Origin of the sequence: Pseudomonas sp. WS 5503, assembly GCF_012985385.1 — a bacterium.
GTDB classification, from domain to species: domain Bacteria; phylum Pseudomonadota; class Gammaproteobacteria; order Pseudomonadales; family Pseudomonadaceae; genus Aquipseudomonas; species Aquipseudomonas paracarnis.
In genome coordinates this window covers 100,235-123,154 of the sequence record NZ_JAAQWI010000005.1, presented here as the reverse complement: position 1 = coordinate 123,154, position 22,920 = coordinate 100,235, and the positions used below count along the sequence as shown (strand labels likewise).

Annotated in this window: 15 protein-coding genes; 1 reads left to right on the top strand and 14 read right to left on the bottom strand. The window is 61.2% G+C overall.

Translation table 11 applies throughout. The annotated features are described in order from the left end of the window. Positions 1–44: 44 nt before the first annotated feature. Positions 45–5,000 (bottom strand): hemagglutinin repeat-containing protein, encoded by a 4,956-nt coding sequence (locus HBO10_RS14805; protein WP_169922015.1) that lies wholly within the window; start codon positions 4,998–5,000, stop codon positions 45–47. A 121-nt stretch (positions 5,001–5,121) separates the two neighbouring features. Then, complete coding sequence (locus HBO10_RS14800; RefSeq protein WP_230633875.1) at positions 5,122–6,792, bottom strand: ShlB/FhaC/HecB family hemolysin secretion/activation protein; 1,671 nt, start codon at positions 6,790–6,792, stop codon at positions 5,122–5,124. Between the two features lie 518 nt (positions 6,793–7,310). Here HBO10_RS14800 and nadA point away from each other — a divergent pair. Beyond that, positions 7,311–8,369, top strand: coding sequence for a quinolinate synthase NadA (gene nadA, locus HBO10_RS14795; RefSeq protein ID WP_003193840.1), 1,059 nt, complete (start codon positions 7,311–7,313; stop codon positions 8,367–8,369). 124 nt (positions 8,370–8,493) lie between these two features. On the opposite strand, the gene HBO10_RS14790 is transcribed toward nadA, so the two are convergent. From HBO10_RS14790 to arcD, 12 genes are all read right to left on the bottom strand, one after another. Next, a complete protein-coding gene (locus tag HBO10_RS14790) occupies positions 8,494–8,982 on the bottom strand; it encodes an RDD family protein (RefSeq protein WP_034128556.1) in 489 nt (162 codons plus the stop codon). 95 nt (positions 8,983–9,077) lie between these two features. Continuing rightward, positions 9,078–9,290, bottom strand: a complete 213-nt coding sequence (locus HBO10_RS14785) for a cold-shock protein (RefSeq protein ID WP_034128555.1) — start codon at positions 9,288–9,290, stop codon at positions 9,078–9,080. Between the two features lie 391 nt (positions 9,291–9,681). Further along, positions 9,682–10,806, bottom strand: a complete 1,125-nt coding sequence (gcvT, locus tag HBO10_RS14780; RefSeq protein WP_034128554.1) for a glycine cleavage system aminomethyltransferase GcvT — start codon at positions 10,804–10,806, stop codon at positions 9,682–9,684. Between the two features lie 39 nt (positions 10,807–10,845). Beyond that, a complete protein-coding gene (locus HBO10_RS14775) occupies positions 10,846–12,222 on the bottom strand; it encodes an L-serine ammonia-lyase (protein WP_034128553.1) in 1,377 nt (458 codons plus the stop codon). Between the two features lie 115 nt (positions 12,223–12,337). Then, positions 12,338–15,175: an aminomethyl-transferring glycine dehydrogenase gene (gene gcvP, locus HBO10_RS14770; RefSeq protein ID WP_034128552.1), complete on the bottom strand. Its 2,838-nt coding sequence runs from the start codon at positions 15,173–15,175 to the stop codon at positions 12,338–12,340. A 10-nt stretch (positions 15,176–15,185) separates the two neighbouring features. Further along, positions 15,186–15,569, bottom strand: coding sequence for a glycine cleavage system protein GcvH (gcvH, locus tag HBO10_RS14765; protein WP_014719698.1), 384 nt, complete (start codon positions 15,567–15,569; stop codon positions 15,186–15,188). Positions 15,570–15,971: 402 nt separating this feature from the next. Further along, positions 15,972–17,480, bottom strand: a complete 1,509-nt coding sequence (locus HBO10_RS14760; RefSeq protein WP_034128551.1) for a sigma-54-dependent transcriptional regulator — start codon at positions 17,478–17,480, stop codon at positions 15,972–15,974. Positions 17,481–17,653: 173 nt separating this feature from the next. Beyond that, on the bottom strand, positions 17,654–18,016 hold the full coding sequence (locus HBO10_RS14755) for a DUF5064 family protein (protein ID WP_034128550.1): 363 nt from the start codon (positions 18,014–18,016) through the stop codon (positions 17,654–17,656). An 18-nt stretch (positions 18,017–18,034) separates the two neighbouring features. Continuing rightward, complete coding sequence (gene arcC / locus HBO10_RS14750; protein ID WP_034128549.1) at positions 18,035–18,964, bottom strand: carbamate kinase; 930 nt, start codon at positions 18,962–18,964, stop codon at positions 18,035–18,037. Positions 18,965–19,100: 136 nt separating this feature from the next. Further along, entirely contained in the window at positions 19,101–20,111 is a 1,011-nt protein-coding gene (locus tag HBO10_RS14745; protein WP_014719695.1) for an ornithine carbamoyltransferase, read from the bottom strand. Between the two features lie 12 nt (positions 20,112–20,123). Continuing rightward, a complete protein-coding gene (gene arcA / locus HBO10_RS14740) occupies positions 20,124–21,380 on the bottom strand; it encodes an arginine deiminase (protein WP_014719694.1) in 1,257 nt (418 codons plus the stop codon). Between the two features lie 24 nt (positions 21,381–21,404). Then, the gene (gene arcD / locus HBO10_RS14735; protein WP_014719693.1) at positions 21,405–22,832 is read right to left on the bottom strand and encodes an arginine-ornithine antiporter; all 1,428 of its coding nucleotides are present in this window, start codon (positions 22,830–22,832) and stop codon (positions 21,405–21,407) included. Positions 22,833–22,920: the final 88 nt, after the last annotated feature.

Below are 22,920 nucleotides of genomic sequence, written 5' to 3'. Positions count from 1 at the left end.
GGAGCAAGCTCCCTCGCCACAGAAGCGTTCTGCTGTTTTAAGCGTTAGTTGATGGCCTGATCAATCCCCGCCTGCAAGGCCTGGCTTTCACTGTGCCCACCCGCTCGCAGCGGGCCCAGGTTGAAGGCTTGGTCATTGCGTGTGGCGTCGTCGTGTTTCTGGGTCAGTTCGTCCTTGGCACCCAGGGCCAGGTTGACCGGTGACTTCGAAACGTTCAGCCCGACATCGGCGCGGTAGTCGCTGCCGGCCAGTGTGGTTGCCGTCATCTTGGAGCCACCCAGCTCAACCTTGCCATTGGGCGCACTGATCCGCGCGCCCGTAAGCTGGGTATCACCCTTGACCTGCAGGTTGACGCCGTGGCTCGCGCGAATGCCTGACGCCTGGGTGACGCTGTCCTTGGCCACATGGCTGACATCCAGATACAGAGTCGGGGTGTAGCTGGTGTTGCCGCTCTTGTCGCCGAACAACACGCTTTCGGCGGTATTGGCCACCTTGCTGCCGGTGGTGTCTTTGCCACTGACGGTGTAGCTGTCGCTGGTTTTTGGCCAGACCTTATCCTTGAAGCCAGACAAGCGCGTGCCCAGGGCATCGGTCTTGTCTGCCAGGTATGCCTTGGCCTTGTCCACGCGGGTACCGAAGGCGCCACGGGGTTCCGGGTTCACATCGTAGCTGCCACTGCGAGTGAGTTTTTCGCCCAGGCGTTCCTTGGCATTGACCACGCTGTTGACCACGCTGTTCTTGGCCGAAGCCAGGTGCCCGGTGCCTTTGTCGACGACGTTCTCCAGCTTGTCGCGATGCTTGTCGAACGCGCCTTCAGCCTTGGCTTGTACCTTGTCCTTCAATGGGCCGCTGGCTTTGGCCAGCTTATCCACCACCCCCGGCTGGTTTTTCTCGACATCCAGCCTGGCGTCGACATTCACCTGGGTGCTGTTGACCTGGTCCTTGCGGCTTTCGACGACGAGGTCGCCGCCCACCGCGCCATGCACCTTGTCGGCGTCGACACGCGCTCCGGCCAGATGGGTATCGCCGGCACTGTTGAGGGTGACGTCACCCGCCGTGATCAGGCTGTTGTGCTGGGTGGTACCTTGCAAGTGATCCACATCGACCTTGGCCCGCGCATTGATGCCGCGCTGGGTCTTGGGTGTCTCATGTTCACCGGCGTCGGCCAGGGTGGTTTTGCCGACGCTGCCCCCTGCGCCCAGGGTGACGCCCCAGTTACCATGGGCCTGGGTCGATTGCGCAGACTCTTGCAGGATGCCGCCGTTTTGCGCATCCAGGCTAACGCTGGCTGCGCTGACCTGAGTGCCCTGCAAGTGGATGGCATCGGTTGCATCAGCGCCGCTGGCGAGGCTGACCTTGCCGCTGCTGTGCAATTGCCCGACGACGGCGCTCTGGTCGTTTTCCGCCACTTTGCCAATATTGAAATTGGCGCTGAGGCTGCCGGTCTTGCTGCTGCTTTCGGCGCTGCTGGTCTTGCCGGCACCGAGGGTCAGGCCGCCGCCCAGGTTGCTGCCGTTGCTGACGTGGCTACCGGTGGCGGCTTGCAGGTTTAGCTTGCCGCCGGCATTGAGGCTGATATCGCCAGCCTTCGCGCCCGTGCTGCCGATCTGCGTGCCTTGCAGGGTCATGTCAGCGCCGCTGCTGAGTTGCACGGGGCCGCTGCCCTGGATGGTTGCGACCTGCGCCTGGCTGTCCTGGGTGTCCAGGCGCTTGTTATCCAACTGCACGCCGGCACCGAGGTTGACGTTGCTGCCATTGGCGCCGGGTGCGGTGCCCACCGTCAGTGAGCCGTTGCCGCGCAGCGTGCTGCTGTTTTTACTCTGGGTGTTGGTGGCCTGGTTGAGCGCCAGCTCATCGCCGGTCTTGAGGTTGACCCCGGCCTGGCCGCCGTCGAACTGGCTGCCTTCATAACGGGCATCGCCCTTGGCTTCGATGCTCACGCCTTGGCTGGCCACATAGCTGCCGACCACCGCCGTGCTGCTGGACTCGCGCACATCGCTGCTGCCGCCCAGGCCACTGCCGCGCACATTCAGGTCTTCACCGGTGGTGGTATAGACTCGCACGTCAGCCTTGGCGTCCACGCGTTGCTCGCTGCTGCTGTGGGTGTTGGCCGCTGCGGTAGCAACGTGCTCGCCCGCCTTGATGTTCAGCCCACCCTCGGTGGCGCGGTACTGGGTGCCCTCGTCCTGCAAGGTGCCGGCCGCATTGACCTGCACCGTGGCGCCACTGAACTGGCTGACCACGGCGGTGCTGTCCTGCGTTGTGCCGGTTTTGTTCGTGTGCCCGACTTCCACATCCAGGCCGACATTGGGTTGCTCGAATGCATCCAGCAAACCGGGCTGATGGAACTTGGCCTGGGCCACGCCCTCGACGGCTTTTTCGATCGGGCGGGTAATGCCTTTGTATTCCACATTGGCGCCGACATCTGCGGTCCAGCCGTTTTCCTTGTGGGTGCTGGTCTCGGTGGAATGGGCGGCCTGGTTGTCGATCTGGGCAGCGTTGACCTGCAGCCCGGCGCCGGCCTTGGCCTGTGCACCCTCGCTGGTGAAGGTGTTGCCAGCGTTGATGGTCAGCTTGCCGGCCGCGGCCACGGTGCTGGTTTGCGCAGTGGTTTTTTCAGCGGTGTCTTGGCTGCTTTGGTGGCTGAACTGAGCGCCACTGCCTGCCCGATCAATGCCGCCGGTGTAGTAGAAACTGCCGCCGGTGGCGGTTTTGTCGACGGCTTCGGTGCGCTTGTCGTGGGCGGCCAACAGCTCGACGTTTTTGCCGCTCAGGCTCGCATCGCCTTCGGTGGCCTGGAGGTTGGACCCTGTGATGCTGACATCGCCTGCGGCGTTAACCGCCACACTGGCGCCTTTAAGGCTGGAAGCCTGTTGTTGCGTGGTGTCGGTCTGGCGGGTTTGCTGCTGGTCTTCATAACTCAGGCCCGCACGGTACTGGCGGCTGACACCCTCGGTTTCCTTGGCGTAGCCATCGAAGCCACGGCTATGGGTGCGAGTGGTGTCGTGGGTGGTGTTCTCGGCGGCAACGACCTTGATATCGCCCTTGGCATCCGCTTGCAGTTCACCCGCGGCGGAGACCTGGGAGCCACTGACGGTGATGTCCTTGGCACTTTGCAGCTTGAGGTTGCTGTCCGAGCGCAGGTTGCTGGCAACCACGGTGCTGTCCTTGAGGTTCTTGCGGCTTTCGTCCTTGGAGATACCGAAGAACTTGCTGTCATTGCTGTAGCGGTTGTCGTGAGAGGTGTCCTGGACGCCGTCGATCACCAGCGAGCCTTTGTCGCTGATGACGCTGGCCTGTTTGCCGCCTCGCGCCTGGCTGCCGCTGATGCGCACGTCGTCGGCCTTGACGATAAGCTTGCCGTCGGCGTTGACCTTGCTACCAGTGTTCGACGTCTTGCCCTGGTTACCGTCGCCTTGCTTGCCGAAGAAGCTGCCACCGGTGAGGTCGCCGGAGTAGGCATTGTCGCTGCTGCTCTGGGTACGGCTGGCGCTGGCGATTTCCACGTGCCGGGCGGCCAGTTGAATATCGCCGGGGGTTTTCAGCTCGGCGCCTTGCAATTGCAGCTTCTGTTGGCTGGTCAGCTCCAGTGTCTTTCCGGCCTTGAGGCTGCTGGTGATGCTGCGTTGTTCGCTGCTGGATTTATCCCAGTTGGCTTTCCACAGGTGCTTGCGATGGTTGCCCTGGTCGCGGGTTTCATGGGTTTCGGTGGCGGCGTTAACGTGCAGGTTGGCACCGCTGTCGACGCGCAGAGTGTTGCCCGCTTCCACATGGCTGGCTTTGATCTCGGTGTTGGCACCGGAAGACAGCGCCGCATCCTGTTGCGCCACAACCTTGTTGCCGTGCTGGCGCGAGTCTTTGTCGGTGGTGGTGCGGTCGTAGGTTTCGTAGGTGAACAGGAAGTTGCTGTTGTTCCACTGTTCACGCTTTTCCTGGAGCTTGCGGCTTTCCAGGCTGCTGAGGGTCAGGTTGCGGCTGGCGTCGAGTTTGACGTTGCGCCCGCTGACGTCGGTGGCGGCCAGGCTCAAATCCTTGGCACTGTGCAAGTCGACATCGCCCTGGCGGCTGTGCACGCCAGCGCGAGTGGCGTCGAGGCTGTCGGCGCGCACCTGGCCGCTGATATCAAGGTCGCCGGCCGAACTGATCTTCACCCCGTCAGTGCCTTGCACCTGCACGCCGCCCACGCGCACACCGGCGCCTTCGGCGGTGCTGATGATATTGATGCGCCCGGCCTGCATTGCGCCGAACAGGCGCGCGTCGATGCGTTGGTCCTGGGTCTTGCTGGCCGGGTCCACCTGGCGTACCTGCCCGCTGGCGAAATCGATCTGGTTGCGGCCGACGGTGAGGTTCAATTGATCGCGGGCACTGAGGCGACCTTCGCTGTCGATGCGCGGCGCGATCAGGTTGATGGACCCTTCGCGGTTGTGCAGGCCCTGGCCTTGCACTGTCAGTTGGCCGTTGGCATCGCGGGTGCTCAAGGCTTGCAGCTTGCCGTCGTTGAGTTCAGGGCGGCCCACCACCAGGTTGGCATTGGGCGTGTTGATGAAACTGCCGCCATTCACCGAAATGCCGTTAGGGTTGGCCAGCACGTAATCGGCCGCCTGGCCGAAAATCTCCTGGGCGCCGTTGAGGGTCGAGGCGTTGCGGCTGATCACTTCGTTGAGGATCACGCTCGCCGCCTGGCCCTGGAACTGCGGGTTGGCGGCCAATTGCCCGGCAAGTTGGGACTGGCCGGCCTGCAAGGCGTTGTTCAACACCAGGCCCTGGCGGTCGACGTTGTAATCCAGGAACTGGTTATGGGACAGGCCACCGGCGTTCGGCGCGACGATGTTGACGATGGGGACGCCGCCCTGGTTTTGCAGCTGCGGCGTACCGCCAGGGCCTTCGACGACGGTCAAGCCTGCGGCGAGCGCGAGCTGCGGCAGCAGGAAGAGACTAGCGATGGCCCAGCGCAGTTTGCCCTGGGGTGAAAGGTGGAAGCTGTGTGGAGTAGTCGGCATAAATAATCTCGCTCTGTGTTGGCTGATCCACGACGCGCGTTGTTCGTTGCAACGCTGCTGGGGTGGTCAGGTACGGCGGTGACTCAGGCTAAAAACAGGTAATTGGCTCATCGGTGCACACTCATATCTGCAAGCTAAGGCGCGTCAGCCAGACCTCCGGCTCCTGGCGAAAACCTGTGGGGGTGTTGAGGTTGCGTTGGTAGTCGATGTCGAGCTGTACGTTCTTCCAGCTCAGGTTGAGCCCCGCGCTGGCGCCGCTCAGGCGTTGGCTCTGGGCGCCGTGTTCGTGCTTGACCCAGCCGTTGTCCAGGCCCAGGCGCGGGGTGAGCTTCACCGGCAAGTCAGTGTTGAGCGGCAGGCGCAAGGTGTTGCGCCAGACCGCGCCAATGGCACCGGAACTACTGTTTTCGCGGTAGCCTCGCACGGCCGAGTCGTCGGTGATCAGCAACTGTTCGATGGCGGGCAACGCATCCGGGCTGTACTGCACCGACAACTGGCTCTGCCACTGCCATGGCTGCGCTGCCCATTGGCCGTTGCGCCATTGGGTGAGGTTGGCGCGGTACTTTTGAAACTGCGCCTTGGGCCGGTTTTTCTGCACCTGGTCGGCATCGCGATCGGCGCCGAACCAGGTCAGGCCCTGGGCGTAATTGACGTCCAGGTTCCACACCGCGCTGTTGAGCCAGAACAGGTTCATGCCCGCTTCGGCTACGGTCAGCGTGGGGCTTTGGATGTCCAGGTGTACCTTCTGTAGGTAGCTGTCGACGTCTTTGTAGGCCAGTTGCAGGTTGGCGCTGAGTTGGTGGCCCTGGTCGCGCCACAACACACGGTCGCTACGCAGGCTGACCTGATCGGTGCGGCCACTGTTGTAAAACGTGGTGCGGCTGAGTTTGAACGGCGAGCGGTATTCGGCATGGCTGGCGAACAGGCTGTAGGTCCAGTAACCGTAGGGGATCGAGTAGAACAGGCTGTGGCTGCGGCTGTAGCGCGGCCCATGGTTGAGCGTGTCGCTGAAGCTCAGGTTGAGCGAGTCGTTGATTTGCAGCGGGCTGTCCAGGCTCAAGTTGATCGTATTGCGATCACGCCCGGTGCCGGCGCTGCCGAGGTTATCCACCCCCAGGCCCAGGGCCCAGCGCGAGGCACTGCTGCGCGAGCGCAGGATGATGCGCGACGCGCCCGCGGTGCTGCCTGGGGCGACGTCGGCGGTGAGGTCCACCGAGCGCAGGCGGTTGAGCTGGTCCAGGCCCTGCTCCAGGTCTCGCAGGTTCAGTGGTTTGCCGAGCATCCCGGGGAATGCCCCGCCCAATGACACCGGCAGGCTCTGGTCGGCCAGTTCGATAGCCTCCAGGTAGCCTTCTTCGACGTGAATATCCAGCGGTTGCCCGGCGGCGGGCGCGCTGATCAGGTAGGGGCGGCTGGCGATATAACCGGCCTCGACATACAGCCGCGTAATCTCGGCCAGCAGGCGGTTGATCTGGGTGACGCCCATGCAAGGCGCCACGTAGGGCTCGATGTGTTTGTCCAACTCGGCACGGCTGAACAGCGTGACCCCGGCCAGGCGCGTACCGCTCAAGGGCCAGCAGCGTTCGTCCTTGGCGATGTCTGTTGGCAAGGCCGGTGTGGCCGCTGGCGTACCGAAACTGCCACGTTGCATCTGGCGTTGGCGCTGCTCCAATTGTAATTGCTGCAGGTCGCGTTGCTGTTGCTGTTGCAAGCGCAGGGCTTCCTGGCCTGGCTGCGGCGCCTCGGCGCCAGCCACGGGCAGCGCCCACAGGCAGAGCAGGGCAATGCCCAGGTTCCGGGTACAACTCAAGTGTCCGGTTGAGAGCTGATTTGGCACTCGACATCCTTAACGTAGAAATACACACGATCCACACCGCACGAGCTAAACCTTGAACTCAGCGCAGACTTGCCCCACTTGAGTGAGTGCTGAACGGTTTGTTACATCGCCGTAGGATTTATTGCACATTCTGTAAGAAAAATCGTGTGATGCAGTGCTCAAATGCACAAATTCAGTGCGCGAATGGGCGTCTCAGCCCAAAAATCCTGATTTTTCAGGAGGCGGGAGGGGGCGGCGCGGTTTTGATTGTTGTCTGGGCTTCACCTAATCGGCGTGCCGCGGCGAGGAACTGAGTACCTTGCCCGGTTGCCAGATTAGGCTTTTGAATCCATTGGATATTCTGTAGCCTTGCGCAGCTTTAAGCTGTACCCGTGCTTGATGAACAAAAACACTTCGTCCGGCGGCGCCCGAAGGGCTCCTGAGCCGGTGGTACACTCGACTTTCGCGCTACTGCGCCTGCAGGTCTTGCGAACATGACGCACATTTCCGAACGCCTACTGGTTCAAGCTCACCTCGACGCCAAGCAGCCCAAGGTCCTCAGCGCTGCCGAAGAGGCGAGCCTGCGAACCGCCATCGCCGCCGAGCTCAAGGCTCAGGACGCGGTGCTGGTTGCCCACTTTTATTGCGACCCGGTGATTCAGGCTCTGGCCGAAGAAACCGGTGGTTGTGTTTCCGACTCCCTGGAGATGGCGCGCTTTGGTGCCGCTCACCCGGCCAAAACCGTACTGGTGGCTGGCGTGCGCTTCATGGGTGAGACCGCCAAGATCCTTACGCCTGAAAAACGCATCCTGATGCCTACCCTGGAAGCCACGTGCTCCCTGGACCTGGGTTGCCCGGTGGATGAGTTTTCCGCGTTCTGCGATCAGCACCCCGAGCGCACCGTGGTGGTCTATGCCAACACCTCGGCGGCGGTCAAAGCTCGGGCGGATTGGGTGGTGACTTCCAGCTGCGCGCTGGAAATTGTCGAAAGCCTGATGGACAACGGCGAGACCATTATCTGGGGTCCGGACAAACACCTGGGCACCTACATCCAGCGCCAGACCGGTGCCGATATGCTGCTGTGGGACGGTGCCTGCATCGTCCACGAAGAATTCAAGTCCAAGCAGCTCGAAGACATGAAGGCGCTGTACCCGGATGCGGCAATCCTGGTGCACCCGGAGTCACCGACTTCGGTGATCGAATTGGCTGACGCGGTGGGTTCCACCAGCCAACTGATCGCTGCGGCGCAACGCTTGCCGAACAAGACCTTTATCGTCGCGACCGACCGCGGCATCTTCTACAAGATGCAGCAGTTGTGCCCGGACAAAGTCTTTGTCGAAGCGCCTACCGCCGGTAACGGTGCAGCCTGTCGCAGTTGCGCGCACTGCCCGTGGATGGCAATGAACACACTGGAGCGTACGTTGCAGTGTTTGCGTGAGGGCAGTAATGAGATCTTCGTGGAGCCGGCGGTGATTCCGCAGGCGGTGCGGCCCCTCAAGCGCATGCTCGACTTTACCCAGGCTGCACGGTTGAAACTGGCCGGCAACGCCTGAACACAAATCAAAATGTGGGAGCTGGCTTGCCTGCGATAGCGGTGTAACAGTCACAGGTGTTTTGACTGCAACACCGCTATCGCAGGCAAGCCAGCTCCCACAGTTGATCCGTGATGCGCTTGAGTTACTTCTTTTGCTTCGGGATCCGCACCAACTGCGTATCCGAATAGATGTCATGCCAGCTGCGTTTGTGTTTATCGAACAACGACCAGATAAATCCCAACCCCACGCACAGCCATGACGCAATGGACACCACAAAACGCAGCAGTGCCTGCCACAGGCTGATCCGCGACCCGTCGGCGTTCTGCACGCGCACGCCCCACACCTGCATGCCCAGGGTTTGCCCCGAATGAGTCCAGAACTTGGCGAAGAACCCGAAGAGCACGAACAGCAGGATCGTGGACAGCAACGGGTCACCGTCCAGCGCGCCGGATTCGGTGAGCGTGCGCATCTTCGCTTCGCCCACGAAGGCGATCCACACCAGCTTGTAGATAAATGCGGTGACGATCAGCAGTGCGGTACATAAAAGAAAGTCGTAGAACATCGCTGCCAGGCGGCGGCCCAGGCCAACGGCGGGGAATTCGCCCTGGGGGCTCAACAGGGGTTTGGACATGGCAGGGCTCTCTGGAGAAAGCACGCAGTTTACGCAATGGCGCCCATAAAAAAGCCCCTGATGTCATATCAGGGGCTTTTTGTCGCAGGTAAGGGTCAGGCTTCTGCGTGGACTTCGTCAGCCTGCATGCCTTTCTGGCCCTGCACAGCGACGAAAGTCACTTTCTGGCCTTCCTTCAGGCTCTTGAAGCCATTGCCCTGAATAGCGCGGAAATGCACGAACAGATCCGGGCCGCTTTCAGGAGTGATAAAACCAAAGCCTTTTTCGTCGTTGAACCACTTGACGGTACCGCTCTGACGCTCAGCCATTTTCTTCTTTCCTTTGACGCTAAAAATTAATGACAGCCCCTTTCAAACGAAAGAGTACTGGGCTGGGTTGCAGGAAAGTAAGAGACGTCGAACGGGTTGTAGCAACTACTTGAGCTACTGCCCAGGTCCAGGTTCCAAGCGACCCATGCAAACACAGTGGGCAAACTCTACGCCAACTAATATGAAAAAAACAAGCCCTTGTGCAGGCCCTGATTTTACTGGGGCTCATGACACTTTGTTGAATGTTCTGATACTGGCTTATTCGATAGAGTTATTCACTTGTTATAGGGCGTCAGCTATAAAAAGCCTATCGTGAATGCACTGTTTTATGGCGGTTGCGTTACAGTTTAGTGCACGTTAACGCAACCGCGTTACTTATAGAAACAGTCAATCAGCCACGGTAGTAACGTTGCGGAACGAATGGCATTTTACTTACACGCAGTGGCACCTTTTTCCCACGTACCATTGCGCAAACTTCGGTATCCAGTGCGACAAATGCGCTGTCCAGGTAACCCATCGCCAGAGGGCCGCCCAAGGTTGGACCAAAGCCTCCGCTGCAGACGCTGCCGATAACCGTACCTTGCGCATCGACAATTTCAGCGCCTTCACGCACCGGGGTACGTTCCTGCGGCAGCAGGCCTACGCGTTTGCGCGCCACACCGGTTTGCTGCTGAGTGAAGATGCGGTCGGCGCCAGGGAAGCCGCCGGCCCGTGCGCCATCGGCACGCCGAGCCTTGGAAATCGCCCACAGCAGGCTGGCTTCGATTGGCGTGGTGTCGGTGTTCATGTCGTGGCCGTACAAACACAAGCCGGCTTCCAGGCGTAGCGAATCGCGAGCACCCAGGCCGATCGCCTGCACTTCGGTTTCGGCCAGCAGGCTGCGGGCCAGGCTCTCGGCATTGGCGGCCGGCACGGAGATTTCAAAACCGTCTTCACCGGTGTAGCCGGAGCGGCTGACGTAGCATTCCACGCCCAGCAAACGCAGGGTGGCGAATTGCATGAAGGTCATCTGAGTGACTTCAGGGGCCAGGCGCGCCAATACTTTCACTGCCGCAGGGCCTTGCAGGGCCAGCAGGGCGCGTTCTTCGAACAGCGGTTCGATGGTGCATTGGTCGCCGATATGTGTACGCAGGTGCGCCAGGTCCTGGTCCTTGCAGGCGGCGTTGACCACCAGGAACAATTCGTCGTTGCCCAGGTTGGCGACCATCAGGTCGTCGAGGATGCCGCCTTGCTCATTGGTGAACATCGCATAGCGCTGCATGCCTACTGGCAGGTCGATGATATCGACGGGCACCAGGGTCTCCAGAGCCTTGGCGGCATTCGCGCCAGTGAGACGAATCTGGCCCATGTGGGAGACGTCGAACAACCCGGCCTGTTCACGGGTATGCAGGTGTTCCTTCATCACGCCCAATGGATACTGCACCGGCATGTCGTAGCCGGCGAAGGGCACCATGCGTGCGCCCAGTTCCAGGTGCAGGGCATGCAATGGGGTTTTCAACAGGGTTTCGGTGGACATATTCAGCTCCTGAAAAACGTGCCGACGCGCTTGTGGGCGTCAGCACTCGATAATGTTGACCGCCAAACCGCCACGGGCGGTTTCCTTGTATTTGCTTTTCATGTCGGCGCCCGTCTGGCGCATGGTGCGGATGACCTTGTCGAGGGACACAAAGTGCTGCCCGTCGCCACGCAGGGCCATGCGCACCGCATTGATCGCCTTCACCGAGCCCATGGCATTGCGCTCGATGCACGGCACCTGCACCAGCCCGCCAATTGGGTCGCAGGTCAGGCCGAGGTTGTGTTCCATGCCGATCTCGGCGGCGTTTTCCACTTGGGACACGCTGCCGCCCAGCACTTCGCAGAGTGCGCCTGCGGCCATGGAACAGGCCACGCCGACTTCGCCCTGGCAACCGACTTCGGCGCCTGAGATCGAAGCGTTTTCCTTGTACAAAATGCCGATGGCGGCCGCGGTGAGCAAAAAGCGCACTACGCCGTCTTCGTTCGCGCCGGGGATAAAACGCATGTAGTAATGCAGCACGGCGGGAATGATCCCGGCCGCGCCGTTGGTGGGCGCGGTGACCACGCGCCCGCCATTGGCGTTTTCTTCGTTGACCGCCAGCGCATACAGGTTGACCCAATCGAGCACCGACAGCGGGTCGCGCAGCGCCGACTCGGGGTTCTTGCACAACTGCCTGTGCAAGGCCGCTGCCCGGCGCTTGACCTTCAAGCCTCCGGGCAAGATGCCTTCGTTGCGACAGCCGGCATCGACGCAATCCTGCATGACCTGCCAGATCTTCAACAAACCGCTGCGGGTTTCGGCTTCCGGGCGCCAGGCACTTTCATTGGTCAGCATCACCTGGCTGATAGACAGGCCATAGGTGGTGCAGTGGCCGAGCAAGTCCTTGGCGTGTTTGAACGGGAAGGTCAGGGGGGTAGCGTCTTCGACGATACGGTCGGCGCCCGCCGCGTCTTCATCCACCACGAAACCGCCACCGACCGAGTAGTACTCGCGGCTGCGGGTCTGGATGCCGGCGGCGTCAAAGGCACGAAAGATCATGCCGTTGGGATGATAGGCAAGGGGCTTGCGGATCATCGCCAGGTGTTCTTTCTCGTTGAACGCAATGCTGTGTTCGCCGAGCAGGTTGAGGCGCCCGTCACTGCGCATCTGCGCCAGGCGTGCAGCCACGGTTTCGGTATTCACGGTGTCCGGGTGTTCGCCTTCCAGGCCCAGCAACACAGCCTTGTCGCTGCCGTGGCCTTTGCCGGTGGCGCCCAGTGATCCGTAGAGTTCCACCTTGATGCCGGTGGTGGCCTCCAGCAGGTTGTCACGCTTGAGCCCCTCGACGAATCGAGCAGCGGCACGCATCGGGCCGACGGTGTGGGAACTGGAGGGGCCGATGCCAATCTTGAACAGGTCGAACACGCTTAAAGACATGAGTTGTTCTCCGGTTTCTTGTTATAGGAGCAGCGGCAAGCTCCAAGCCAAAAGCTGCAAGAAAGAGCCATTCGGCTTTTAACTTGCAGCTTGTAGCTTGCCGCTTACAACTGCTTTAGGCGTAAAGCTCGATCGACGGGCACGCACACACCAGGTTGCGATCGCCAAACACGTTGTCGACCCGGCCAACCGGTGGCCAGTACTTGCTTTCGATCAACGACGCTACCGGGTACACCGCTTGTTCACGGCTGTATGGGTGGCTCCATTCGCCTACCAGTTCCGCAGCCGTGTGCGGCGCGTTCTTGAGGGGGTTGTCGTCTTTGTCGAGGGTGCCGTTTTCTACCGCACGGATCTCTTCGCGGATAGCGATCATGGCGTCGCAGAAGCGGTCCAGCTCTTCCTTGGATTCACTTTCGGTCGGCTCGATCATCAAGGTGCCGGCCACCGGGAACGACATGGTCGGCGCATGGAAACCAAAATCGATCAGGCGCTTGGCCACGTCGTCCACGCTGATGCCGCTGCTGTCTTTCAATGGGCGCAGGTCCAGGATGCATTCGTGGGCCACCAGGCCATTGCTGCCGGTGTACAGCACCGGGTAGTGCTCTTCCAGGCGACGGGAAATGTAGTTGGCATTCAGGATCGCCAACTGCGACGCACGCTTGAGGCCGGCGCCGCCCATCATGCTGATGTACATCCAGGTGATCGGCAGAATGCTCGCGCTGCCGAACGGCGCAGCGCACACCGCGCCTTCCTTGCGTTCCATGGCGGCATGGCCGGGCAGGAATGGCGTGAGGTGCGACTTGACGCCAATCGGGCCAACGCCCGGGCCGCCACCGCCGTGGGGAATGCAGAAGGTTTTGTGCAGGTTCAGGTGGGACACATCGCCGCCGAACTTGCCCGGTGCGCACAGGCCGACCATGGCGTTCATGTTGGCGCCGTCGATGTACACCTGGCCGCCGTTGTCATGAATGATCCCGCAGATTTCGCGAATACCTTCCTCGAACACGCCGTGGGTAGAGGGGTAGGTGATCATCAGTGCTGCGAGGTGCTCGCGGTGCTCGATGGCCTTGGCGCGCAGGTCTTCGATGTCGACGTTGCCGCGTGCATCGCAAGCGGTGACCACCACGCGCATGCCGGCCATGTTGGCGGTCGCAGGGTTGGTACCGTGGGCTGACGACGGGATCAGGCAGATGTCGCGACGTTCTTCGCCACGGCTCTGGTGATAGGCACGGATGGCCAAGAGGCCGGCGTACTCACCCTGGGAACCGGCGTTGGGTTGCAGGGAGATCGCGTCGTAACCGGTGGCCGCGCAGAGCATGGCTTCCAGTTCGCTGGTCAGTTGCTGGTAGCCGGCGCTTTGAGCGGCGGGGGCGAACGGGTGCAGGGCACCGAATTCGGCCCAGGTCACCGGGATCATTTCGCTGGCGGCGTTGAGCTTCATGGTGCACGAGCCCAGCGGGATCATGGTGCGGTCCAGGGCCAGGTCCTTGTCGGCCAGCTTGCGCAGGTAGCGCATCAGCTCGGTTTCCGAGTGATAACGGTTGAACACCGGGTGGCTGAGGATCGGCGACTGACGCAGCAATGCGCTTGGCAGGGTGCTTTCGGTTGCAGCAAAGGCTGGCAGGGTTTTGCCGTCGGCGAAGATGGCCCACAAGGCTTGGATATCGGCCTGGGTGGTGGTTTCGTCGACCGACAGGCCTACGCGCTCGCCATCTACCACACGCAGGTTGATGCGCTGGGCGCGGGCCTTGTCGTGCAGGGCTGCGGTGTGGGCGCCGGTGTGGATTGTCAGGGTGTCGAAGAAGTGTGCCTGCTCGACTTTCTGGCCCAGGGCCGTCAAACCCTTGGCCAGGATCGCGGTCAGCTGGTGAATGCGCTGGGCGATCTGCGTCAGGCCCTTGGGGCCGTGGTACACGGCGTACATGCTGGCGATATTGGCCAGCAGCACTTGGGCAGTGCAGATGTTGCTGGTGGCTTTCTCGCGGCGGATATGTTGCTCGCGGGTCTGCATGGCCAGGCGCAGGGCCGGCTTGCCGAAGCGGTCGACGGAAACACCGACCAGACGGCCTGGCATATCGCGCTTGAACGCATCCTTGGTGGAGAAGTACGCCGCGTGCGGGCCACCGAAGCCCAGTGGCACGCCAAAGCGTTGTGCGCTGCCAATGGCGACGTCGGCACCGAATTCACCCGGCGGCGTCAGCAGGGTCAGCGCCATCAGGTCGGCGGCTACGGCGACCAGGGCGTTGGCGGCGTGGAAGCGCTCGGTCAGCTCGCGGTAATCGAATACATCGCCGTTACTGGCCGGGTATTGCAGCAGGGCACCGAAGAACGCGCTGACGTCGGTCAGTTCACGCTCATCGCCGACCACCACATCGATGCCCAAAGGTTCAGCACGGGTGCGCAATACGTCGAGGGTTTGCGGGTGGCTGTGCACCGACGCGAAGAACGCGTGGCTGCCTTTGTTCTTGCTCAGGCGCTTGCAGAAGGTCATGGCTTCAGCAGCGGCGGTGGCTTCGTCAAGCAGGGAGGCGTTGGCAATCGGCAGGCCGGTGAGGTCGCTGATCAGGGTCTGGAAATTCAGCAGGGCTTCCAGGCGGCCTTGGGAAATCTCGGGTTGATACGGCGTGTAGGCGGTGTACCAGGCCGGGTTTTCCAGCAGGTTGCGCAGGATCGGCGACGGCGTGTGGCAGTTGTAATAGCCCTGGCCGATGTAGGTCTTGAACAGTTGGTTCTGGCTGGCGATGGCCTTGATCTTGGCCAGGGCCTCGGCTTCGCTCAGGCCGTCTTCCAGGCCGAGCACGCTGGTGCCCTTGATGCTTTCCGGGATGACGCTGGCGCTCAGGGCTTCGAGGGAATCAAACCCCAGGCTGGCGAGCATTTGCTGCTCATCTTCCTGGCGCGGGCCGATGTGGCGGGCGATGAATTCGTTGGCGGTGGTCAGATTAACGGTCATGGCGCGCTCCTCAGGCTTCAGCGTTGGCTTTGATCAGGCGGTCGTACGCATCCTGATCCAACAGCTTAGCCACTGCATCGGCATCGGCGGGTTTAAAACGGAAGAACCAGCCTTCGCCCATCGGGTCTTCGTTGACCAGTTCCGGGCTGCCATCGAGCTTGTCGTTGACTTCGAGGACTTCACCGTCCAACGGCATGTACACACCACTGGCGGCCTTGACCGACTCCACGGTGGAGGCTTCGGCGCCCTTGGTATAAGCCTGCAACTCCGGCAGTTGCACGAAAACCACGTCACCCAGCGCGTTCTGCGCAAAAGCGGTGATACCCACGGTGACGCTGCCATCGGCTTCGGCGCGCAGCCATTCGTGATCTTCAGTGAAACGCAACTCGCTCATGGAAACTCCTCAGGGCCAGAATCGTCTGGTGGACGGGATTGGAATAATGAGGAGTTGCTTAGCAATATTGCGGCCAACGTTATTAAGCCGTTATAAATCAATGGGTTAATAAATTTCGCTATAAAGTCCGAGCAGTGAGCTGTAGCGATTTCGCTACAGTCAGGTGCGTGAAAAAAAGCCTATGTGGATCAAAGCCTTGCATGGCACGCAAAAAACAGGGCTGTAGCGATATCGTTACGCTGTAGCGCTTTCAGTACACGGAATGTCGTTCTCAGACCAAATCTGTAATGCGGTTTCTGTGGGGGCTTGCCTGCGATAGCGGTCTACCCGTCACTAAGGAGTTGGATGACCCGACGCTATCGCAGGCAAGCCAGCTCCCACAGTTGAACCGCGTTTATTCCGTCAGGGTTTGTTGGGAATGCCGTATTTGCGCAGGCGATGGGCGATAGCCGTGTGGGAGGTTTGCAGCCGGCTGGCCAGTTGGCGGGTCGAGGGGTAGCGGCTGTAGAGGCTTTCCAGCAGGCTGCGCTCGAAATCTTCCACGGCCTGTTCCAGGCTGTCGACTTCACCATCGCTCTGGCGCGCCACGGAGGTGCCGGCGATGTCCAGGTCGCCGATGTCCACCAGGCTGCTTTCGCAGATGGCGGCAGCGCGGAAGATCACGTTTTGCAACTGCCGCACGTTGCCCGGCCAGTGGTTGCCCAGCAGGGCTGGATAGGTACCGGGCGCCAGGCGGCAGACCGGGCGCTGGATCTGCGCGCAGGCTTGCTGCATGAAGTAGCGCGCCAGCAGCAGGATGTCCTGGCCGCGTTCACGCAAGGGCGGCACGGCGACGTTGAGCACGTTGAGGCGGTAAAACAGATCTTCGCGAAAGGTGCCTTCGCTGACCATCTTTTCCAGGTCGCGGTGGGTGGCGCTGAGGATGCGCACATTGACCTTCACTTCGCGGTCGCCACCCACGCGGCGAAAGCTACCGTCATTGAGAAAACGCAGCAGCTTGGCTTGCAGGTACGGCGACATCTCACCGATCTCATCGAGGAACACCGTGCCCTGGTTGGCCAGCTCCATCAGCCCTGGTTTGCCACCGCGTTGCGCGCCGGTAAAGGCGCCAGGGGCATAGCCGAACAATTCGCTTTCGGCGAGGTTTTCCGGCAGTGCCGCGCAGTTCAGTGCCAGAAACGGCGCACTGTGGCGCGCACTGATGGCGTGGCAGGCGCGGGCCACCAGTTCTTTGCCGGTACCGGTTTCGCCCTGGATCAGCAGCGGTGCATCCAGCGCCGCCACCCGTTGCGCCCGCGCCTTGAGCGTGCGGATCGCCGGAGACTCGCCCAGCAGCGCATCAAACCCTTCGGCATGGTCATGGTGCAGCGCCGACAGTTGTTCGCCGATGCGGTTGGGCTGGTAGAGGGTGAGCAGGGCGCCGGCGTCGGTGATCGGCGTGGCGCCCAGCAGCAAGGTCTGGCCGTTCACGCTGATCTCGCGCAACGGCAAGCGAAAGCCCTGGTCCAGCAAGGTTTCCAGTAAGGCCGGATCCTCGAACAGCTCGGCGATGCTTTCGCCGGCCGGTTCACGCCCGTACAAGGCGATCAGCGCCGGATTGGCCAGCAGGATCTTGCCTGCACTGTCCAGGGCCAGCACCGGGTCGGTCATGGCCGCCAGCAGGGCGTCGAGTTGCAAGTGGCGACGCTGGCCCGGAAGGATGTCGACGACCTTTACCGCTTGCACGCCGTGCACGCTGAACAACGCGTCGCGCAGTTCTTCGAGCACTTCGGCGCTGAGGGTCGGCGCATCGATATAGACATTGGGCGGCACCATCTCCACCGCATCCAGATTGAGATTGCGCCCACCGAGCAAGGCCAGGACTTCCTGGGTGATGCCGACGCGGTCGATGAAGCTGACGTGGATACGCATGGGGCGGATCTTGATTCTGGAGTGCTGAGGGTGGCCAGTATGCCTTGGAGCCGGTGGAGATCAAAATGTGGGAGCTGGCTTGCCTGCGATGGCGGTGGGTCAGTTACCGAAAATATCGTCTGACACGTCGCTATCGCAGGCAAGCCAGCTCCCACATTCGATTGGGGGGCAGGTTATTCCAGGTGTTCGGGTTTGACTGGGTCGCCGGATTTCATACCCAACTGCTGGCGCACATCCTCAAACATCAGATCGTAATGTTTGTGCTGTGAACCGACGCTGCTATGGGTCTTGGGAATGCCGTATTTTTCGACAATCTTGGTCACATTGCTGGCGAAGTTATAGGCCTGGTCCTTGGGCAGGAAAAAGGTTTCCTTCATGTCCTTGCCCTGGATGCTGCCATGCAGGGTGAACTGCATGCCTTTGCCTTTGCGGTCATCCGTGACGACTTCGTAGTCCAGGCACAGGTCGTAGCTGACATCGTCCTTGTTCAGCGCGTGTCGCTCGATATGCAAGTGGCCGGGTTCAAAGATAGCCATAGGCGTTTCTCCTCAACTTCACAGGTAGGTGATGCCAGGTTTTGCCGTGCTGATGCGCGTGCCGGCGCTGCCCTGGACGATGGCTTCGATGTCCGAGAGTGAACCGATCACCGCGGTTTTGCCAGTCTGACGGGCGAACTTGCAGGCGGCTTGTACCTTGGGGCCCATGGAGCCGGCGGCGAAGCCGAGTTTTTCCATATCGTCGGGGTGGGCCTGGCCGATGGCCTTCTGGGTGGGCTTGCCGAAGTTGATAAAGGCGGCGTTGACGTCGGTGGCGATCACCAGCAAATCGGCCTCCAGTTGCGTGGCCAGCAAGGAGGAACACAAGTCTTTGTCGATCACCGCTTCAATGCCGCGCAGCTTGCCATCTTCGCCATACATGGTGGGGATGCCGCCACCACCGGCGCAGATCACGATGGCTTTTTTCTCCAGCAGCCACTTGATCGGGCGAATTTCAAAGATGCGTTTGGGACGCGGGCTGGCGACTACACGGCGGTATTTGTCGCCGTCGGGCGCGATGGCCCAACCTTTTTCGGCGGCGAGTTTCTCGGCTTCGGCTTTGGCATACACCGGGCCGATGGGCTTGGTAGGGTTCTGGAAGGCCGGGTCCTTGGCGTCGACTTCGACCTGGGTGAGCAGGGTGGCGAACGGCACTTCGAAGTCCAGCAGGTTGCCCAGTTCCTGTTCAATGATGTAGCCGATCATGCCCTCGGTCTCGGCGCCCAGCACGTCCAGTGGGTAAGGCGAGACGCTGGTGTAGGCGGCTGCCTGCAATGACAGCAGGCCGACTTGCGGGCCGTTGCCGTGGGCGATCACCAACTCGTTGCCGGGGTGGATCTTGGCGATCTGTTCGGTGGCGATGCGGATATTGGCGCGTTGGTTGTCTGCGGTCATGGGTTCACCACGACGCAGGAGGGCGTTGCCGCCCAGGGCTACGACGATGCGCATACAGAATGTCCTTCTAAAATGATCGTTCCCACGCTCCGCGTGGGAATGCCCCACCGGGCGCTCTGCGTCCGCTCTTGTGGCGCAGAGCGCCACTGGCTGCATTCCCACGCGGAGCGTGGGAACGATCAGAGTGGGGTTAGATATCCGCCAACGCCGACACCAGAATCGCCTTGATGGTATGCATGCGGTTTTCCGCCTGCTCGAAGGCAATATTGGCCGGCGACTCGAACACCTCTTCGGTCACTTCCACGCCATTGGCCAGGTGCGGATAGCGCGCCGCGATGTCCTTGCCGACCTTGGTTTCACTGTTGTGGAACGCCGGCAGGCAATGCATGAACTTCACCCGAGGGTTGCCCGAGGCTTTCATCATCTTGGCGTTGACCTGGTACGGCAGCAGTTGCTCGATGCGCTCGTCCCACGCTTCCACCGGTTCGCCCATGGACACCCAGATATCGGTGTGGATGAAGTCCACGCCCTTCACGGCTTCTTTCGGGTCTTCGGTGATGGTGATGCGTGCGCCGCTTTCCTCAGCAAAGGCCTGGCATTGCTTGATGAAATCTTCATGGGGCCACAGCGCTTTCGGCGCGCCGATGCGCACGTCCATGCCGAGCTTGGCGCCGATCATCAGCAGCGAGTTGCCCATGTTGTAGCGGGCGTCCCCGAGGTACGCGTAGCTGATGTCATGCAGCGGCTTGTCGCTGTGTTCGCGCATGGTCAGGGTGTCGGCGATCATCTGGGTCGGGTGGAATTCGGCGGTGAGGCCGTTGAACACCGGCACACCGGCGAACTTGGCCAGCTCTTCGACGATTTCCTGCTCAAAACCACGGTACTCGATGGCATCGAACATCCGGCCCAGTACACGGGCGGTGTCTTTCATGCTTTCTTTGTGGCCGATCTGCGACGACACCGGGTCGATGTAGGTGACGTGGGCGCCTTGGTCATGGGCCGCGACTTCGAAGGCACAGCGAGTGCGGGTCGAGGTTTTTTCGAAGATCAGCGCGATGTTCTTGCCCTGCAAGTGCGGGCGCTCGGTGCCGGTGTATTTGGCGCGTTTGAGGTCGCGGGACAGGTCCAGCAGGTAATGCAGCTCGCGGGTAGTGTGGTGCATCAGCGACAGCAGGCTGCGGTTGCGCATATTGAAAGCCATGATGGAATCTCCTTAATAGTCGATAGGGTCGCGGATGATCGGGCAGGTCATGCAGTGGCCGCCGCCACGGCCACGGCCGAGTTCACCGGCGCTGATGGTGATCACTTCCACACCGGCCTTGCGCAGCAGGGTGTTGGTGTAGGTGTTGCGGTCGTAGCCAATCACCACGCCCGGTTCCACGGCCACCACGTTGTTGCCGTCATCCCATTGCTCGCGTTCGGCGGCGAAGCTGTTGCCGCCGGTCTCGACGACACGTAGCGCCTTGAGGTTGAGCGCTGCGGCCACGGTTTCGAGGAAGTTGGTTTTCTCGCGCTGGATGTCGATGCCGTGGGGCTTGCTCTCGTCAGGGCGCAGGGTGAACGGCACGATCTGGTTGACCACTTCGGGGAAGACGGTGACCAGGTCGCGGTCGCAGAAGCTGAACACGGTGTCCAGGTGCATCGCGGCGCGGGATTTGGGCAGGCCGGCAACGATGACGCGTTCCACGGCTTTGTTCTGGAACAGGTTGCGCGCCAGTTGGCCGATGGCCTGGTGGGAGGAGCGCTCACCCATGCCGATCAACACCACGCCATTGCCAATCGGCATCACGTCGCCGCCTTCCAGCGTCGCGGCGCCATGTTCCTGATCGGGGTCGCCGTACCAGATCTGGAAGTCCGCGTTGGTGAACTCAGGGTGGAATTTATAGATGGCGCTGGTCAGCAGGGTTTCCTGGCGGCGCGCCGGCCAGTACATCGGGTTGAGCGTCACGCCGCCGTAGATCCAGCAGGTGGTGTCGCGGGTGAACTGGGTGTTGGGCAGTGGCGGCAAGATGAAACTGGCGTGGCCGAGAAAATCGCGGAACATCTCGATGGTCTTGCCACCGAAGCTGCTCGGCAGGTCGTCGGCCGATACGCCGCCAATCAGGTATTCGCTGATTTTGCGCGGCTCCAGGCTGCGCAGCCACGAGCCGACTTCATCGACCAGGCCCAGGCCTACCGTGTTGGCGGTGATCTTGCGCTCCAGGATCCAGTCCAGCGCTTCGGGGTTGGCGACGATGTCGGTGAGCAGGTTGTGCATTTCCAGCACATCAATGTCCCGCTCGCGCATCTTGGTCACGAAGTCGAAGTGGTCGCGCTTGGCCTGGGCCACCCACAGCACGTCATCGAACAGCAGCTCGTCGCAGTTGTTGGGGGTCAGCCGCTGGTGGGCCAAACCTGGGGAGCACACCATGACTTTGCGCAGTTTGCCGGCTTCGGAATGTACGCCGTACTTCACTTTTTCCGTGGTCATTACAGATCCTCCAGTGAACAACAATTACAGGGTCAGGAAGCCGTCGTAGAGCCCATAGGCCGCCACCAGGGCGCCAATGACCACTGCGGCGAAAATCAGCTTCTCGACGGGGGTGAAAATCGGTTTGCCCAGTTCACGCTTGGCCTTGGCGAACAGGATCGCGCCGGGGGCGTAGAGCAGGGCGGAGAGCAGCAGGTATTTGGTGCCGCCGGCATACAGCAGCCAGATCGCATAGATCAGGGCGATGGCGCCGATGAACAGGTCTTTCCTGCGCTCTTTGAGGGCGTTCTCGTAGGTCTCGCCGCGCACCGCCAGCAGCAGGGCGTAGGCCGCCGACCACAGGTAAGGCACCAGGATCATCGAGGTGGCGAGGTAGATCAGTGACAGGTAGGTGCTGGCGGAAAACAGCGTGATCACCAGGAATATCTGCACCATTGCGTTGGTCAGCCACAGTGCGTTGACGGGCACATGGTTGGCGTTTTCCTTGCGCAGGAACTCCGGCATGGTGTGGTCCTTGGCGGCGGCGAACATGATCTCCGCACACAGCAGCACCCAGGACAGCAGCGCGCCGAGCAGGGAGATGATCAAGCCCACGCTAATCAGCACCGCGCCCCAGTGGCCCACCACATGCTCCAGCACGGCGGCCATCGACGGGTTTTGCAGCTTGGCCAGTTCCGGCTGGGTCATGATCCCCAGGGACAGCACGTTCACCAGCATCAGGAACAGCAGCACAGTGATAAAGCCGATCACGGTGGCCTTGCCCACGTCACTGCGTTTCTCGGCACGGGACGAGAAGATGCTCGCGCCTTCGATGCCGATAAACACCCACACGGTGACCAGCATCATGTTGCGCACCTGGTTCATCACGCTGCCCAGGTCCGGGTTTTTCACGCCCCAGATGTCGGCGGTGAAGATGTCCAGCTTGAACGCGAACAGCGCGATGAGCACGAACAGCAGCAGCGGCACCACCTTGGCGACGGTGGTCACCAGGTTGATGAACGCCGCTTCCTTGATCCCGCGCAGCACCAGGAAATGCACGGCCCATAACAGCACTGACGCAGCGATCACCGCCGTCGGGGTATTGCCCTCGCCAAAGACCGGGAAGAAATAGCCCAAGGTGCTGAACAGCAACACGAAGTAGCCGACGTTGCCCAGCCAGGCGCTGATCCAGTAGCCCCAGGCGGATGAAAAGCCCATGTAGTCGCCGAAACCGGCCTTGGCGTAGGCGTATACCCCGCCGTCGAGGTCAGGCTTGCGGTTGGCGAGGGTCTGGAACACGAAGGCGAGGGTCAGCATGCCGATGGCGGTAATTACCCAGCCGATCAACACTGCACCGACATCGGCGCTGGCGGCCATGTTTTGTGGCAATGAAAAGATACCACCGCCAATCATCGAGCCGACGACAAGTGCGACCAGGGCGCCTAGTCGAAGTTTTCCGGGAGTTTCAGACATTGCATGACTCCAATGCAGGAGAAGAGAGACCACAGAATAATTCCGTGCGCTAATCAAACAGCTGACTCAGATCACTTCATTGGCACAT

Excerpts from the sequence above, each read along its gene's own strand:
- nadA (WP_003193840.1), top strand. The coding sequence starts at position 7,311 with ATGACGCACATTTCCGAACGCCTACTGGTTCAAGCTCACCTCGACGCC.
- gcvT (WP_034128554.1), bottom strand. The coding sequence starts at position 10,806 with ATGTCCACCGAAACCCTGTTGAAAACCCCATTGCATGCCCTGCACCTG.
- HBO10_RS14760 (WP_034128551.1), bottom strand. The coding sequence starts at position 17,480 with ATGCGTATCCACGTCAGCTTCATCGACCGCGTCGGCATCACCCAGGAA.
- arcD (WP_014719693.1), bottom strand. The coding sequence starts at position 22,832 with ATGTCTGAAACTCCCGGAAAACTTCGACTAGGCGCCCTGGTCGCACTT.
- HBO10_RS14745 (WP_014719695.1), bottom strand. The coding sequence starts at position 20,111 with ATGGCTTTCAATATGCGCAACCGCAGCCTGCTGTCGCTGATGCACCAC.
- HBO10_RS14755 (WP_034128550.1), bottom strand. The coding sequence starts at position 18,016 with ATGGCTATCTTTGAACCCGGCCACTTGCATATCGAGCGACACGCGCTG.
- HBO10_RS14775 (WP_034128553.1), bottom strand. The coding sequence starts at position 12,222 with ATGTCTTTAAGCGTGTTCGACCTGTTCAAGATTGGCATCGGCCCCTCC.
- HBO10_RS14805 (WP_169922015.1), bottom strand. The coding sequence starts at position 5,000 with ATGCCGACTACTCCACACAGCTTCCACCTTTCACCCCAGGGCAAACTG.
- HBO10_RS14790 (WP_034128556.1), bottom strand. The coding sequence starts at position 8,982 with ATGTCCAAACCCCTGTTGAGCCCCCAGGGCGAATTCCCCGCCGTTGGC.
- arcC (WP_034128549.1), bottom strand. The coding sequence starts at position 18,964 with ATGCGCATCGTCGTAGCCCTGGGCGGCAACGCCCTCCTGCGTCGTGGT.
- arcA (WP_014719694.1), bottom strand. The coding sequence starts at position 21,380 with ATGACCACGGAAAAAGTGAAGTACGGCGTACATTCCGAAGCCGGCAAA.
- HBO10_RS14785 (WP_034128555.1), bottom strand. The coding sequence starts at position 9,290 with ATGGCTGAGCGTCAGAGCGGTACCGTCAAGTGGTTCAACGACGAAAAA.
- gcvP (WP_034128552.1), bottom strand. The coding sequence starts at position 15,175 with ATGACCGTTAATCTGACCACCGCCAACGAATTCATCGCCCGCCACATC.
- gcvH (WP_014719698.1), bottom strand. The coding sequence starts at position 15,569 with ATGAGCGAGTTGCGTTTCACTGAAGATCACGAATGGCTGCGCGCCGAA.